The sequence below is a fragment of the Halomonas aestuarii genome, assembly GCF_001886615.1.
Taxonomy (GTDB): Bacteria; Pseudomonadota; Gammaproteobacteria; order Pseudomonadales; family Halomonadaceae; genus Halomonas; species Halomonas aestuarii.
The window spans coordinates 124126-138912 of record NZ_CP018139.1 but is presented as its reverse complement, the minus strand read 5'-3'; the positions used below and the strand labels follow the sequence as shown (position 1 = coordinate 138912).

Below are 14787 nucleotides of genomic sequence, written 5' to 3'. Positions count from 1 at the left end.
CCTGGGGACATCAGACGCGATGGAACGGTGCAGGGGCGACCGTGCCGGCCGCCCCCTGAGGCTTACCTGTCGAGCCAGGCGTCCTTGAAGCCGTCGTTGACGCCGACCCCCGAGGTCACCAGGTTCTTGACGTCGCACCGGTAGATCGTCGGGAAGCCGAGCTCGAGCAACCACCCCACCGGAACATCCTCCTGGAGGATCTCCTGCACGTCGTGGTAGAGCGCCTCGCGCTTCTCATCCGGGTGAGCCGTGGCGGCCTGGTTGAACAGTTCATCGACCTTCGGGTTCTCGTAGCCCTCGACGTTGTTCCAGGGCGAGCCCTTCTGGATGTTGTTGGAGAGGTAGGTACGTGAGATGCCGAGTGCCGGGTCGCCGTACTGGTAGAGGTAGGTGAAGGCGAGGTCGTAGTCCCAGTCGCCGAGACGCTGGTTCCAGCCGCCGACATCGGTGGCTTCGGTGCGCACGTTGATGCCGACCTCCTTGAGGTTCTGCTGCACGGCCTCGGCCCAGCGTGTCCAGGTCTCACCGTAGGGCAGGGGCAGCAGGCGCACTTCCTCGCCGTCATAGCCCATCTCGTCCAGCAGTTCGCGGGCGCGTTCCGGGTCGTGGTCGAAGGGAGCGAGGTCATCGTTCTGGAACTTGGCATTGGAGCCGAAGGCGCCCAGCGGCACCTTGCCGAGGCCGTTCCACAGAACATTGCGGGCGAACTCCCGGTCCATGGCATACATCACCGCCTGGCGGAAGCGCTTGTCGGCGGTGGGACCCTCACGGTTGTTCATCCACAGCATGGCGAAGGGGCTGAAGTACTCATTCCCGTGCTCGGTCACGCAGGTGTTGTCCATCTCGGTGAGGCGGGGGATGTCGAAGTTCTCCACGGTGCCGTAGGGCAGGACGTCGACGGTCCCGTTCTCGTAGGCCACGGCCCGGGAGGCGCCGTCGGGAATGATGTGCCAGTTGATGCCATCCAGGTAGGGCAGGTCCTCCTCGTAGTAGTCCTCGTTCTTCACGAGTTGGATGACGGTGCCGCGGTCCCAGTTCTCGAACTTGAAGGGACCCGTGCCGATCGGGTGGTTGTTGGCCTCGTTGTCGCGGAACTCGGTGCCTTCATAGATGTGCTTGGGCACCATGGTGAAGGTCCCGGCCTCGAACGAGATCAGGAACGGGCCGAAGGGCTCCTTGAGGGTGAAGGCCACGGTGTAGTCGTCGAGGGCCTCGATGGACTCCACATGCTGCAGTACCGCCCGAGCGCTGGGATTGAGTTCACGGTGAAAGACATCGGCGGAAAACACCACGTCTTCGGCGGTGAAGGGCTCGCCGTCATGCCAGCTGACATTCTCACGGAGGTGGAAGGTCCAGGTGCGGCCGTCGTCGCTGACCTCCCAGGACTCGGCGAGCTGCGGCATCGGTTCCAGGTCGGTGCTGTAGCGCAGCAGGCCCTCGTAGATGTTGCCGGCCACCGTGCGGGTAGGGGCATTCTGGATCATGCCCAGTACGAGGCCCGGGGGCTCTGGCTGGATGATGGTGTCGATGACGCCGCCTTCCTTAGGCTCCTCGGCAAGGGCATAGGTGGCGGTCAGGGCCGCGGCGGTGATGGCGATGGCCAGTGGTGTCTTCATGATGCTGTCCCCGTTGTGGCGGTTGTTGTTGGCGATGGGCAGTCACTCGAAAGAACCTAGCAGGCGATCTGCGAGCTGTCGACAGTCGGCAATCGACGGTCGACAAATGTTGGCCTTTCGCCATACTGGAAAAATCACTATCCCGATACGAGTCCGAGCCATATGCCGACGTCCCGAGCCATCGCTCAGCCCGCGATCATCCAGCAGAGAAATCTGGTGGAGCAGGTGGCGGACTACCTGACCCAGGCCATTATCAGCCAGCGCTTCTCGCCGGGTGAGCGGCTGTCGGAAGTGCAGCTGGCCCGCGACCTGGGGGTGAGTCGGGCGCCGGTGCGCGAGGCGGCCCGGCTGCTGGAGAGCCGTGGCCTGCTGGTCTCCCAGCCGCGGCGAGGCTTCTTCGTGCGGGCCCTGGATGCCGGCGAGCTGGTGGATATCTTCGACCTGCGACTCTGCCTGGAACGCCATGCCATGGAGCGGCTCGCCGGAGCCTGCTTGCCCGAGACCCTGGCCGCATTGCGAGACCAGGTGAAGGTGCTGTGTGCGGCGGCGAGCAGCGGCGACGAGACCCGGCGTATCGAGGAGGACCTGGCCTTTCATCGTCTGCTGGTCGCCTCGGCCGGAAACCCGCGACTGCTCAGGACCTTCGATGACCTGGCTCATGAGCTGAGGCTATGCATCACCCTGATCACCAAGACCCATGAGGCGCCGGACTCCATCGCCGAGAGCCATCACCAGCTGCTAGATGCGCTGGCCAGCGGCGATGGACAGCGCTGCCGCGAGGCCATCGATTACCATATCGGGGTGGCACGGGATTACGTGGTCCAGGGCATCGAGGAGGCGCGGTCATGAGGGCCGGCGGCGTCCATGGATTGCTTTCGGTGGTCTGTCCCGGCATGTTGAATCCGTCGATGGCGACTGTGAGGCGCTGATCCCGATGTCCTTTCTCGATCTACGCACCGCCACCCTGGGGCAGGAACACGTGGCCCATGCCCACGGGCACCACCAGCTGATCCTGGCCACGAGAGGCGCCACGGAGCTGTCCATCGAGGGGCAGGGAGGCCGCATCACCGGCAGCCGCGGCTGCCTGATTCCCTGCGGCCGTCATCACGATTACCGGGGCGACGGCCACAACCGTACCTTCGTGCTCGACATCCCCGCCGACAGCCTGCCGGCGCTGAGGGATGGCGACGAGATCGAGCGCCTCTTCGACCGCCCCCGCTTCTTCGGCGTGCCGACTCGACTCAACCGCCTGGCCGAGAGCCTGATGCAGCAGCTGGAGGCCTGCCCGGCCCTGCACAGCGAGATTGCCGCGCTGCTGCTGCGTGCCCTCTACCTGCATCTCGAATCCGGGCCCCTGTCGGCGGACGTCGAGGGGCTCGCCTCCCCGGGGTTCAGCGAGCGGCTCGACCTGGCGCGGCTGGATGCCTGGATCGACCGCCACCTCGCGGACGAGGTCCGGGTCGAGCAGCTGGCCGCGCTCTGCGCCATGAGTGCCGGGCATTTCCATGCCTGCTTCCGGGAACTGACCGGCATGACCCCGCTCACCTACGTCCAGCGGCGTCGCCTGGACCATGCCCACACCCTGGTGATCCACAGCGGCCTGAGTCTCGGCCATATCGCCTCCCTGGTGGGCTTCCGCGACCAGGGCAGCTTCTCCCGCGCCTACCGTCGTCGCTTCGCGGCATCCCCCTCTGAAGTGCGCCGAGCCGGCTGAGCATTCCCGAGTCCCGGGCAAGATCACCGCAGTCCAGGGCAAGCGCCCCTGCCTGCCGCGGCCTAGTCTGAATATCAGTGCCCTGGCCGGGTGACCGTCTCCTCGGTGGCCCCGGCGCCGAGCGAAGGGCCCGACAATGACAACCATGACCCCGGGACGTCCCCGATGACCTTTACGTGGATCGCCCAGGTGCCCCATGAACGGGCGATCGTCGCCTCGCTGCCGTTCTACTGCGCCTTCATTGCCGTGGTGGTGATGCTCGCGGCCTTTCCGTCTCTCTCCACCTGGACCCCGTCGCTCCTGGACTGAGGAATGCCATCGATGAAGCTCTTCTACCATCCCGATCAGGAGCGCCACGCGCCGCCGACCTTCCTGCTGCGCGGCCGGCCGGTGGACTCGCCGGAGGGTCCGCTGCGGGCCGAGCTGCTGACGCAGGGGCTCTCGGCCATCGGGCTGTCGATGACGGCGCCCACCGAGGTCGACAGCCCCCGGCTGCGGCAGCGCCTGGCCGCCATCCATGCGCCGCGCTATCTCGAGTTCCTCGAGACCATCCATGCCCGCTGGCGGGCGATGCCCGATGCCGCCGACATCGTGGCGCCCAACGTCCACCCCTGCGGCGGCGGGCACCACTACCCCCGTCACCCGGTGGGGCTGGTGGGCTGGCATATGCACGACATGGCCTGCCCGATGACCGCCGACAGCTTCGCCGGCATCCTGGCCAGCGCCGCCAGCGCCGAGGCCGCCGCCGATGCGGTGCTGACCGGTGAGCCCTCGGCCTATGCCATGTGCCGTCCGCCGGGCCACCATGCCGGCCCCGAGCGGGCCGGGGGATTCTGTTTCCTCAACAATTCGGCCCTGGCCGCCGAGGTGCTGCGCGAGCAGTACGATCGCGTGGCGATCCTCGACGTGGACCTGCACCACGGCAACGGCACCCAGGACATCTTCTATCGCCGCGGCGATGTCTGGACCGGCTCGCTGCATGCCGACCCGTCGGACTTCTATCCCTTCTTCTGGGGGGGCGCCGACGAGACGGGCGAGGGCAAGGGGGCAGGGACCAACGTCAACCTGCCGCTGCCCCTGGGAAGCGACGGGGCGGCCTTCCTCGCCACCCTGGATCGATTGATCGAACGGCTGGCCGAGTTCCGCCCCCAGGCGCTGGTGGTGGCGCTGGGCCTCGATGCCCACAAGGACGACCCGCTGGCCGGTCTCTCCCTCGAGACCGCCGATTTCACCGCCGTGGGGCAGCGTCTCGCCGCCCTCGGCCTGCCCACCGTGCTGGTGCAGGAGGGGGGATACCCCACCGAGCACCTGGGCGACAACCTGGCCGCCTTCCTGGGCGGCTTCACCGCAGCCTGACTGCCATCAAGACGAGAGACCACGCCATGACCATCACCCATCACGACACCAATGCCCGCATGAGCCAGATCACCGTGCACAACGGGACCGTCTACCTGGCCGGCCAGGTGCCGTCGGATCCGAGTGCCGACATGCGCGGCCAGACCGAGCAGGTGCTGGAGCGCATCGACGACCTGCTGGCCAAGGCCGGCACCTCCAAGGAGCAGCTGATCGCCGCCCAGATCTGGGTGACCAGCATGGCCGAGTTCGACCAGATGAATGCCGCCTGGGACAGCTGGGTGGTGCCGGGCCGCCCGCCGGTGCGGGCCGCCGTCGAGGCCAAGCTCGCCAAGCCGGAATGGAAGGTCGAGATCATGGTCACCGCCGCACTGGAGGGCTGAGATGCGCATGATCACCGCCGAGGAGGTGGCGACCTCGCTGGCCTGGCCGGCGCTGGTCGAGCGGCTGGCGATGACCTTCCGCGAGGGCGTGGAGTCGCCGCCGCGTCACCACCATGCCATGCATCGTCCCGATGGCGAGGCCACCATGCTGCTGATGCCCGCCTGGGAACCGGACGGCTACATCGGCATGAAGATGGTCAACGTCTTTCCGCAGAATGCCGAGCACGGCCTGCCGGCCATTTCCGGTGTCTACCTGCTCAGTGAGGGCGCCCATGGCCGCCCCCTGGCCTGCCTCGACGGCAGCGAGCTGACCCGTCGGCGCACCGCCGCCGCCTCGGCGCTGGCCGCCCGGGAACTGGCCCGCGACGACGCCTCGACCCTGCTGGTGGTGGGCACCGGCAAGCTGGCCCCGATGGTGATCGAGGCCCACGCCGCGGTTCGTCCCATCGAGAAGGTGCGGATCTGGGGGCGTCATCCCGACAAGGCCGAACGGCTGGCCGCCGAGTATGCCGACCGCTTCGACACGCAAGCCGTCACCGACCTCGAGGCGGCGACCCGCGAGGCCGACCTGATCAGCTGCGTGACCCTCTCCACCGAGCCGCTGATCCGGGGCGACTGGCTCTCGCCGGGGGCGCACCTGGACCTGATCGGCGCCTTCCGGCCGAGCATGCGCGAGACCGACGCCGAGTGCCTGGCCCGCGGCGAGGTGTTCGTGGACACCTATGCCGGCGCCAGGGGCGAGGCGGGGGACATCCTGCAGGCCATCGACGAGGGGCGCTTCGCCTTCGACGACATCCAGGGCGAGCTCGTGGAACTGCTGCGCGGCGAGCGGCCGGGACGCTCCTCCCGTGACGCCATCACCCTGTTCAAGTCGGTGGGCGCGTCGCTGGAGGACCTGGCCGCGGCCATCGAGGTATGGGAGCGGCTGGAGGGCGGTTCATGAGTGTCGGCTCCCCGACACCGACCGCGGGATCGCCTGCCGCAGGGTCGCCTGCTGCCGGAATGCCGGCCACAGGGTCGCCTGCCGCCGGAATGCCGGCCACAGGATTCTTCTGGCACGAGCGCTGCTTCTGGCACGACCCGGGGGCCATCGGGGTCTTCTCGGCCCCCGGGGAGTTCCTGCAGCCCCAGCCGGCCTCGGAAAGTCCCGAGAGCAAGCGACGCCTGAAGAACCTGCTGGAGGTCTCCGGCCTGATCGATGAGCTCGACGTGCGCAAGCCGGCCATGGCGCGGCGCGAGGATCTCGAGCGCTTCCACACCCCGCGCTACCTCGATGCCCTCGAGGCCGGGGATCGGGCCCTGGGCGGCGATGCCGGCGACTGCGCCCCCTACACGCCGGGCAGCCTGGCCGCCGCGAGCCAGTCGGCGGGCCTGGCCATCGCGGCGGTGGAGGCCGTGGCCACCGGTGACCTCGAGCGCGCCTATGCCCTCTGTCGGCCGCCCGGCCACCATGCCGAGGCCGACCAGGGGCGGGGCTTCTGCCTGCTGGGCAACATCCCGGTCGCCGTGATGCGCGCCCGCGCCCTGGGGCAGGTGGGTCGGGTGGCGATCCTCGACTGGGACGTGCATCACGGCAACGGCCAGCAGGCCGCCTTCTACGCCGACCCCGAGGTGTTCACGATCTCGATCCACCAGGCGGGCAACTTCCCGCTGGAGACGGGAGGCTTCGACGAGCAGGGCGACGGGGAGGGGCAGGGCGCCTGCCTCAACCTGCCGCTGCCGCCGGGCTGTGGCCTCGGCGCCTATGACCACGCCATGTCCGAGCTGGTGCTGCCGGCCCTCGAGGCCTTCCGGCCCGAGCTGATCGTGGTGGCCTGCGGCTATGACGCCTGCGCCAAGGACCCGCTGGGCAAGATGCTGCTCAACAGCGCGGCCTTCGCGCGTATGACCCGCCAGCTCCGGGCCCTGGCCGATCGGGTCTGCCGGGGTCGGCTGGTGATGGTCCACGAGGGGGGGTACTCGGAGGGCTATGTGCCGCTGTGCGGCCATGCCGTCATCGGGGAGCTAGCCGGCAGTGCCGTCCGTGTGCCCGACCCCCAGAACGACGAGATCGCCGCCTGGCCCTACCAGGCGCTGCAACCCCACCAGCGCGAGCTGATCGACGGCTGGCAGGCGGCCTGGGCCGCGGCCGGACGGCTGTGACACCGTTTTCGATGACCGATCCCTTTCACGACAGGAACGCCCGACCATGACACCGCTCTACGATCGCGACGGCTGGCTCTGGCAGGACGGAGAGTGGTTGCCGTGGCGCGATGCCCGCACCCACCTGCTGACGCATACCCTGCACTACGGCATGGGATGCTTCGAGGGCGTGCGCGCCTATGACGGGCCCCATGGCACGCATCTGTTCCGGGTGGCGGAGCACACTCGCCGCCTGGCCGACAGCGCCCACGCGCTGGACATGCCGCTGCCCTTCGGCGAGGCCGAACTTGTCGAGGCCCAGCGCCAGTGTCTCGCGAAGAACGGCCTGGTCAACGCCTACCTCAAGCCGACGGTCTACTTCGGCGCCGAGGGCCTGGGGCTCAGGGCGAAGGGGCTGACCAGCCACGTGATGATCGCCGCCTGGGACCTGGGCGACTACATCTCGCCCGAGGCCGCGGCCATCGGCCTGCGGGCCCTGACCTCCTCCTGGGCACGCCACCACGTCAACATCAGCCTGTGCCGGGCCAAGACCAACGGCCACTACGTCAACTCGATGCTGGCGCTGAACACCGCCATCAAGGCGGGGTTCGACGAGACGATCATGCTCGACCCGGAGGGCCATGTCGCCGAGGCCTCGGCGGCCAACGTCTTCCTGCTGCGGGACGGCGTGCTCCACACCCCCGAGGTGACCTCCTGCCTGCAGGGCATCACCCGGGACAGCGTGATTCGCCTGGCCCGGGAGGTGCTGGGGATCGAGGTGCGCGAGCGGCGCATCACCCGCGACGAGCTCTACATCGCCGACGAGGCCTTCGTCACCGGCACCGCCGCCGAGATCCTCCCGCTGCGTGAGCTCGACGGGCGACACATCGGCGCCCGGGCCGGGGCGCCGGCCCCGGACCTTCCCATCCCGGACGACTCGGTGACCGCCCGGCTGCAGCGGCTCTATCACCGGGTCACCCGGGGCGATCTCGGCGATGACCTCCAGGGCTTCGCCGGCTGGCTGACCCCCGCCTGAGCCTCCCGACGGGCCGCGTTGATCCCCTCCGCGGGACCGGCCGTGGTAGCCTCGTGCCATCCCGCTCGCAAGGATGATGATGATCATGGCACTGCTGGATGGCCTCCTGTTCCTGGCGGTGCTGATCGCCACGGCCTGGGGCGCGCTGGCCCTGGGACATCGCCTGCAGCTCCCGCAGCCCTGGCGGTGGGGCGGGGTGGCGCTATGGGGTCTGTCGGGAGCGATTTGGCTGTGGCAGGCCTGGGAGGGAGCGCGGCTCGGGTCCCTCCTTGGCATGGGCGTCCAGATGGCCGTGCTGCAGGCCTGGTGGCGACGTCTGACTCCCGCGGCGGACCTGGACTGGGCCGAGGATGTGGCCCACCTCGCCACCGGCCGGGTCGAGGGGGAGCGGCTGACCCTGGACCATGTGCGCCATTTCGACTGGCAGGCCCCCGGCATCGCCACGGGAGGCTGGGAGCGGCGCGTCTATGACCTCGAGCGGCTGAGCACGCTGGACCTGTTCGTCTCGAACTGGGGGCGGCCCGGCATCGCCCACGTGCTGATCTCCTTCGGCTTTGCCGGCCGCGACGGCAACGTCGATGAGTTCGTCGCCTTCTCGGTGGAGGTGCGCCGCGAGCGCCATGAGCGTTTCTCGGAGATCGGGGGCTTCTTCAAGCAGTACGAACTGGCGATCATCGCGGCCGACGAGCGCGACGCCGTGCGCCTGCGCAGCAACGTGCGGGGCGAGCGCGTGACCCTCTACCACGTCACGCTACCGCCTGACGCCCGTCGTGACCTGCTGCTGGCCCTGGTGGACTCGGCCAACGACCTGGCGCGCGAGCCGCGCTTCTATCACACCATCACCGCCAACTGCGCCACCCTGGTGTTCGCCATGATGCGGCGGATCATCGAGGGGCTGCCGCTGGACCATCGCCTGCTGCTCAGCGGCCTGCTGCCGGGGTACGTCCATGACCATGGGGGCCTCGTCGAGGGCTATCGCCTCTCCGAGCTGCGCCGCCTCGGCGACATCACCGAGCGCGCCAGGCAGGCCCATGACGCCCCCGATTTCTCGCGTCGGATCCGCCGGGGCGTGCCGGGGTGGCAATCCCTGGACCGACCCTCATGAAAAACGCCACGACGCGCGCGTCGTGGCGGTATGCCTCCTCCCTGGGCATCGTCCCGATGCTGCTCTCCCTCGTGGGGCCTCCTGCCCCCTGACCTCCCTGTCACCGTGCGCGGCAGTCTCCCTTGCCTGGCCTTTCCGTTATCGCCGTTCCCCGTGACAGCGTCATGAGGATTCGATGACGAGGTGGTGACATTTCCGGTGAAGGAGTTCCGGCAGCAGCCCCTGCCTTCTGGTAGAATCCTGCGCCGTTTCGTCTGAATCCAACTCCTTTTTCGGAAAAATGTCATGAATGCGGTGATTATTGCGGTGCTGGTGATGGTGGGGCTGTCGCTGGCACGGGTCTCGGTGGTCTTCGCCCTGGTGGTCGGGGCACTGGCCGGCGGCCTGGTCGGGGGGCTTTCGGTCACGGACACGCTGGCGGCCTTCAACGACGGGGTCGGTGGCGGGGCCAAGGTCGCCCTGGCCTATGCGACCCTGGGCGCCTTCGCGGTCGCCATCTCGCGCTCGGGGCTGCCCGACCTGCTGGCACGCCGCCTGATCGCGCTGCTGGGGCAGGAAGCCTCGGCACGCCGCCAGGCCACGGTGAAGTACCTGCTGCTCGGCTCGGTGCTGCTGGTGGCGATCTCCTCCCAGAACCTGATCCCGGTCCACATCGCCTTCATCCCGATCCTCATCCCGCCGCTGCTCAAGGTGATGAACCAGCTGCGCCTGGACCGCCGAGCGGTGGCCTGTGCCCTGACCTTCGGCCTGACCGCTCCCTACATGCTGCTGCCGGTGGGCTTCGGGGCGATCTTCCTCAACGACATCCTGCTGGCCAACATCAACCAGGCCGGCGAGCCGCTGGGCCTCGAGATCACTCGCGGCATGGTGCCCCTGGCCATGGGGGTGCCGGTGGCCGGCATGGCCCTGGGCCTGGTCGTCGCGCTGTTCGCAAGCTACCGCAAGCCCCGCGACTACGAGGCGGCGGAGGTCGCCACCACCAACGTGCCGCACCACCACCCCGAGGTTCAGGCGCCGCATGCCCTGGGCGTGGCGATGTCGGTCCTGGCCATCGTCGCGGCGTTGGGCATCCAGCTCTATACCGGCTCCATGGTGCTGGGCGGCCTGGTCGGCTTCGCGCTGCTGTCGCTTGGCGGGATCTTCAAGTGGCGGGAGGCCGATGACCTCTTCACCAGCGGCATGCGCATGATGGCGCTGATCGGCTTCATCATGATCTCGGCCTCGGGCTTCGCCTCGGTGATGACCGCCACGGGCGAGGTCGAGACCCTGGTGGCCGCCAGCGCCGAGCTCATCGGCGACAACCGCGGCCTGGCCGCGCTGCTGATGCTGCTGGTGGGGCTGTTCATCACCCTGGGCATCGGGTCCTCCTTCTCGACCATCCCGATCATCGCCGCGATCTTCGTGCCCCTGGCGGTTCAGTTCGGCTTCTCGCCGCTGGCCACCGTGGCACTGGTGGGGACCGCCGCCGCCCTGGGCGATGCCGGCTCGCCCGCCTCGGACTCCACCCTGGGGCCGACCTCGGGACTCAACGTCGACCGCCAGCACGACCATATCTGGGACAGCGTGGTGCCCACCTTCCTGCACTACAACATCCCGCTCATCGCCTTCGGCTGGCTGGCGGCCATGACCCTCTGATCGCGCCCCCCGCCCGAACGACGATGGCGGCCCTCGAGCCGCCGTCGTCGTGTCCGGCCGTCACTCGTCCGGAAGATGGCGCTCCAGCGAGCCCAGCAGGCCGCGCAGCAGCGAGAGCTCGCGGCGCGAGGGCCGCGCCCGGGCGAACAGCGCCTGGAGGTGTGCCTCGGTGCGGGCGTGGGGCTGGGTGATGAAGCCGCTGTGCTGCATCACCCGGCTCAGGTGGTCGTGGAAGTGGTCCAGCTGCTCGCGGGTGGGCTGGCGCTCGGTCGCGGGCAGGGCAGGGCGGTAGCCGCTGTCGGGGCGACGGCGCCAGGCGGTGAAGAGCTCATGGGCCAGTACCTGGACGGCCTGGGCCAGGTTGAGGATGCCGTAGTCGGGGTTGGCCGGGATGCTGACCTGGTGACTGCAGCAGCGGATCTCGTCATTGGTGAGGCCGAAGCGCTCCCGGCCGAAGACCAGCGCCACGGGGTCATCTGCGCCCTGTTCCACCAGTTCCCGCGCCATGTCCGCCGGCTCGTCGAAATGCGGCAGCGGCAGGCTGCGCAACCGGGCACTGGCCCCCACCACCTGCACGCAGTCGGCCACGGCCTCCTGCAGGGAGCCGACCACCCGGGCATCGTCGACGAGGTCCTCGGCCCCGGCGGCCAGGCGCGAGGCCTCGGGGTCCGGGAAGCGGCGCGGATTGACCAGCACCAGGTCGGTGAGGCCCATGGTCTTCATGGCGCGGGCCGAGGCGCCGATATTGCCGGGATGGTAGGTCTGGACGAGGACGATGCGGATGTTCGATAGCATGGGGCGCGGGCAGGCCTGGTCGTGATGAGTGTCAAGGCGAGCATCTTACCGTGCCGCAGGCAACAAAAAACCCCGCCGGTCTCCCGGCGGGGTTCGTCTCAGGCGAGGCCTGGGGCAGGGGGCTGGCTTACATCATGCCGCCCATGCCACCCATGCCGCCCATGCCGCCCATGTCCGGCGCGGCTTCCTTCTCGTCCGGATCGTCGGCGATCATGCACTCGGTGGTGATCATGAGGCCGGCGACGGAGCCAGCTGACTGCAGGGCAGAACGCGTGACCTTGGCCGGGTCCAGAACGCCCATCTCGAACAGGTCGCCGAACTCGCCGGTCTGGGCGTTGTAGCCGAAGTTGCCTTCGCCGTCCTTGACGCGGTTCAGGATGACGGAGGCCTCCTGGCCGGCGTTGCTGACGATCTGGCGCAGCGGGGCTTCCATGGCGCGCACGGCGATGGCGATGCCGTGGGTCTGGTCCTCGTTGTCACCCTTGAGGCCGGCGATCTTGGTCAGCACGCGGACCAGGGCGGTACCGCCACCGGGCACCACGCCTTCCTCGACGGCGGCACGGGTGGAGTGAAGGGCGTCCTCGACGCGGGCCTTCTTCTCCTTCATCTCCACCTCGGTGGCCGCACCGACGCGGATGACGGCGACGCCGCCGGCCAGCTTGGCGACACGCTCCTGGAGCTTCTCGCGATCGTAGTCGGAGGAAGTCTCCTCGATCTGGGCGCGGATCTGGCCGACGCGCGCCTCGATGTCACCGTCGTTGCCGGCGCCATCGATGATGGTGGTGTTCTCCTTGGACATGGTCACGCGCTTGGCGGTGCCCAGGTGGTCCAGGGTCGCCTGCTCGAGGCTCAGGCCCACTTCCTCGGAGATCACGGTGCCACCGGTCAGGATGGCGATATCCTGCAGCATGGCCTTGCGACGATCACCGAAGCCCGGTGCCTTGGCGGCGGCGACCTTGACGATGCCGCGCATGGTGTTGACCACCAGGGTGGCCAGCGCCTCGCCCTCGATGTCTTCGGCGATGATCACCAGCGGCTTGCCGGCCTTGGCGACGGCTTCCAGCGTCGGCAGCAGCTCGCGGATGTTGGAGATCTTCTTGTCGACCAGCAGGAGGTAGGGGTCTTCCAGCTCGACCGCCATGGTGTCCTGGTTGGTGACGAAGTAGGGCGACAGGTAGCCGCGATCGAACTGCATGCCTTCCACGACGTCCAGCTCGTCCTCGAAGCCACGGCCTTCATCGACGGTGATGACGCCTTCCTTGCCGACCTTCTCCATGGCCTCGGCGATGATCGCGCCGATGCGCGCGTCGCCGTTGGCGGAGATGGTGCCGACCTGGGCGATCGCCTTGGAGTCGGTGCAGGGCACGGACAGGGTCTCGATCTCCTTGACGGCGGCGATCACGGCCTGGTCGATGCCGCGCTTGAGGTCCATCGGGTTCATGCCGGCGATGACGCCCTTCAGGCCCTCGGTCACGATGGACTGGGCCAGCACGGTGGCGGTGGTGGTGCCGTCACCGGCGACGTCGGAGGTCTTGGACGCGACTTCCTTGACCATCTGCGCGCCCATGTTCTCGAAGCGGTCCTTGAGCTCGATCTCCTTGGCCACGGAGACGCCGTCCTTGGTCACGGTCGGCGCGCCGAAGGACTTCTCGAGCACCACGTTGCGGCCCTTCGGCCCCAGGGTGGCCTTGACGGCATTGGCCAGGACGTCGACGCCACGGGCCATGCGGTTGCGGGCTTCATCGGAGAACTTGACTTGTTTCGCTGCCATTTTCGTTTTCTTCCTGTGAGTTCTTGAACGTCAGAATCGAACGGTTGCGGGTCGTGTCCGGCCTCAGCCCTCGACGACGGCCAGGATGTCGGATTCGCTCATGATCAGGACTTCCTCGCCGTCGATCTTCTGCTTCTCGACGCCGAAGCCTTCCTTGAAGATCACGGTGTCACCGACCTTGACGTCCAGCGGGCGGACATCGCCGTTGTCGAGAATCCGGCCGTTACCGACGGCGAGGATCTCGCCACGAGTCGGTTTTTCCTGGGCATTGCCCGGAAGCACGATGCCGCCAGCGGTCTTCTGTTCTTCTTCGACGCGACGGATCACGACGCGATCGTGCAAGGGACGGATGTTCATTGCTCACGTTCTCCTGATGGTTTGCTGTGCCGGGACGCTGCCCCGGCGGTTTTCATCATCAACCCGCAGTCTCGCTGCGGGGTGGAGGCGATGGACGCCTTCCTTGTCGATGGCCCGAGGGGAGCCCCCCGGACCGAATCCTGATGCTGTCGGATAAGTGGGGTTCGGCATGGGGCTTTCAAGGCCCCGCATGAAAATTTTTTGCGCCCCGATCAGCGCGCGTCATCGCGGGAGATGAACTCGCCCTCGAGGGGACGGTCGCCGCCGGAGGCTCCCTGGCCGCCCTCCCGGTCTGCCGCGGACTCCCACTGGGGGCCCGCCTGCTGCCAGTCGGCATCGGACCCCTGGCGAGGACGATAGGTCTCGGCCTGGACGTGCAGACCCTTCATGCGCACCCCCAGCCAGGTCAGCGACTTGGCCAGCAGTCGCCGCGCGTCGGGCACCAGGCACATGAAGCCCAGCGCGTCGGAGAGGAAGCCGGGGGCCATCAGCAGGGCCCCGCCGAAGATCAGGGCGGCACCGGTCAGCAGTTCGCCCGAGGGGATTTCCCCCTGGGCCATGCGTTCCTGGGCGCGGGCAAAGGTGGCCACGCCTTCCCGCCGGATCAGGTGCAGGCCGATGAAGCCGGTGGCCAGCACCAGCACCAGCGTGGTCAGCAGGCCGATCTGGCTGCCGACAGAGAAGAGGATGACGAAGTCGAGCAGGGCGAAGAGGGAAAAGATGACGAGAAAGGGCATGATGGCTCCGCAGATGTCAGTTCCGCAGGTGATGGGGGCTGTAAGGCAGAATTCAAGCCGACAGGGCGTGGAATCGACGCGATGGAATATCCTTCCAGGCTCCGTTAGTCTGGCGATGAGCACGATGTCATTAGGTTATATGAGGCGGTGCAAGATACTCGATC

Annotated in this window: 15 protein-coding genes; 10 read left to right on the top strand and 5 right to left on the bottom strand. The window is 68.2% G+C overall.

Annotated elements, in window-relative coordinates; translation table 11 throughout:
* Positions 1-62 precede the first annotated feature (62 nt).
* Positions 63-1616, bottom strand: a complete 1554-nt coding sequence (locus BOX17_RS00625; RefSeq protein WP_071941573.1) for an ABC transporter substrate-binding protein — start codon at positions 1614-1616, stop codon at positions 63-65.
* Positions 1617-1778: 162 nt separating this feature from the next.
* Between BOX17_RS00625 and BOX17_RS00620 the strand changes: the two genes are divergently transcribed.
* From BOX17_RS00620 to BOX17_RS00575, 10 genes are all read left to right on the top strand, one after another.
* On the top strand, positions 1779-2465 hold the full coding sequence (locus BOX17_RS00620; RefSeq protein ID WP_071941572.1) for a GntR family transcriptional regulator: 687 nt from the start codon (positions 1779-1781) through the stop codon (positions 2463-2465).
* A gap of 85 nt (positions 2466-2550) precedes the next feature.
* Positions 2551-3330, top strand: coding sequence for an AraC family transcriptional regulator (locus BOX17_RS00615; protein WP_071941571.1), 780 nt, complete (start codon positions 2551-2553; stop codon positions 3328-3330).
* A gap of 165 nt (positions 3331-3495) precedes the next feature.
* The gene (locus BOX17_RS16900; RefSeq protein WP_164508615.1) at positions 3496-3639 is read left to right on the top strand and encodes a hypothetical protein; all 144 of its coding nucleotides are present in this window, start codon (positions 3496-3498) and stop codon (positions 3637-3639) included.
* 12 nt (positions 3640-3651) lie between these two features.
* Positions 3652-4686 (top strand): histone deacetylase family protein, encoded by a 1035-nt coding sequence (locus BOX17_RS00605; protein ID WP_071941569.1) that lies wholly within the window; start codon positions 3652-3654, stop codon positions 4684-4686.
* 26 nt (positions 4687-4712) lie between these two features.
* A complete protein-coding gene (locus BOX17_RS00600) occupies positions 4713-5066 on the top strand; it encodes a RidA family protein (protein ID WP_071941568.1) in 354 nt (117 codons plus the stop codon).
* Position 5067: 1 nt separating this feature from the next.
* The gene (gene lhpI, locus BOX17_RS00595; protein ID WP_071941567.1) at positions 5068-6009 is read left to right on the top strand and encodes a bifunctional Delta(1)-pyrroline-2-carboxylate/Delta(1)-piperideine-2-carboxylate reductase; all 942 of its coding nucleotides are present in this window, start codon (positions 5068-5070) and stop codon (positions 6007-6009) included.
* 89 nt (positions 6010-6098) lie between these two features.
* Positions 6099-7208: a class II histone deacetylase gene (locus BOX17_RS00590; RefSeq protein WP_071941566.1), complete on the top strand. Its 1110-nt coding sequence runs from the start codon at positions 6099-6101 to the stop codon at positions 7206-7208.
* A gap of 46 nt (positions 7209-7254) precedes the next feature.
* Positions 7255-8223, top strand: coding sequence for a branched-chain amino acid transaminase (locus BOX17_RS00585; RefSeq protein ID WP_071941565.1), 969 nt, complete (start codon positions 7255-7257; stop codon positions 8221-8223).
* A gap of 85 nt (positions 8224-8308) precedes the next feature.
* On the top strand, positions 8309-9328 hold the full coding sequence (locus BOX17_RS00580; protein ID WP_244272174.1) for an Lnb N-terminal periplasmic domain-containing protein: 1020 nt from the start codon (positions 8309-8311) through the stop codon (positions 9326-9328).
* Between the two features lie 285 nt (positions 9329-9613).
* On the top strand, positions 9614-10963 hold the full coding sequence (locus BOX17_RS00575; protein ID WP_071941563.1) for a Na+/H+ antiporter family protein: 1350 nt from the start codon (positions 9614-9616) through the stop codon (positions 10961-10963).
* 60 nt (positions 10964-11023) lie between these two features.
* Here the strand turns inward: BOX17_RS00575 and BOX17_RS00570 are convergent, their stop codons facing one another.
* From BOX17_RS00570 to BOX17_RS00555, 4 genes are all read right to left on the bottom strand, one after another.
* Entirely contained in the window at positions 11024-11758 is a 735-nt protein-coding gene (locus tag BOX17_RS00570) for an RNA methyltransferase (protein ID WP_071941562.1), read from the bottom strand.
* A gap of 127 nt (positions 11759-11885) precedes the next feature.
* Entirely contained in the window at positions 11886-13529 is a 1644-nt protein-coding gene (gene groL, locus BOX17_RS00565; protein ID WP_071941561.1) for a chaperonin GroEL, read from the bottom strand.
* Between the two features lie 63 nt (positions 13530-13592).
* A complete protein-coding gene (locus tag BOX17_RS00560; protein WP_071941560.1) occupies positions 13593-13886 on the bottom strand; it encodes a co-chaperone GroES in 294 nt (97 codons plus the stop codon).
* Between the two features lie 212 nt (positions 13887-14098).
* Entirely contained in the window at positions 14099-14623 is a 525-nt protein-coding gene (locus BOX17_RS00555; RefSeq protein ID WP_071941559.1) for an FxsA family protein, read from the bottom strand.
* Between the last annotated feature and the right edge of the window lie 164 nt (positions 14624-14787).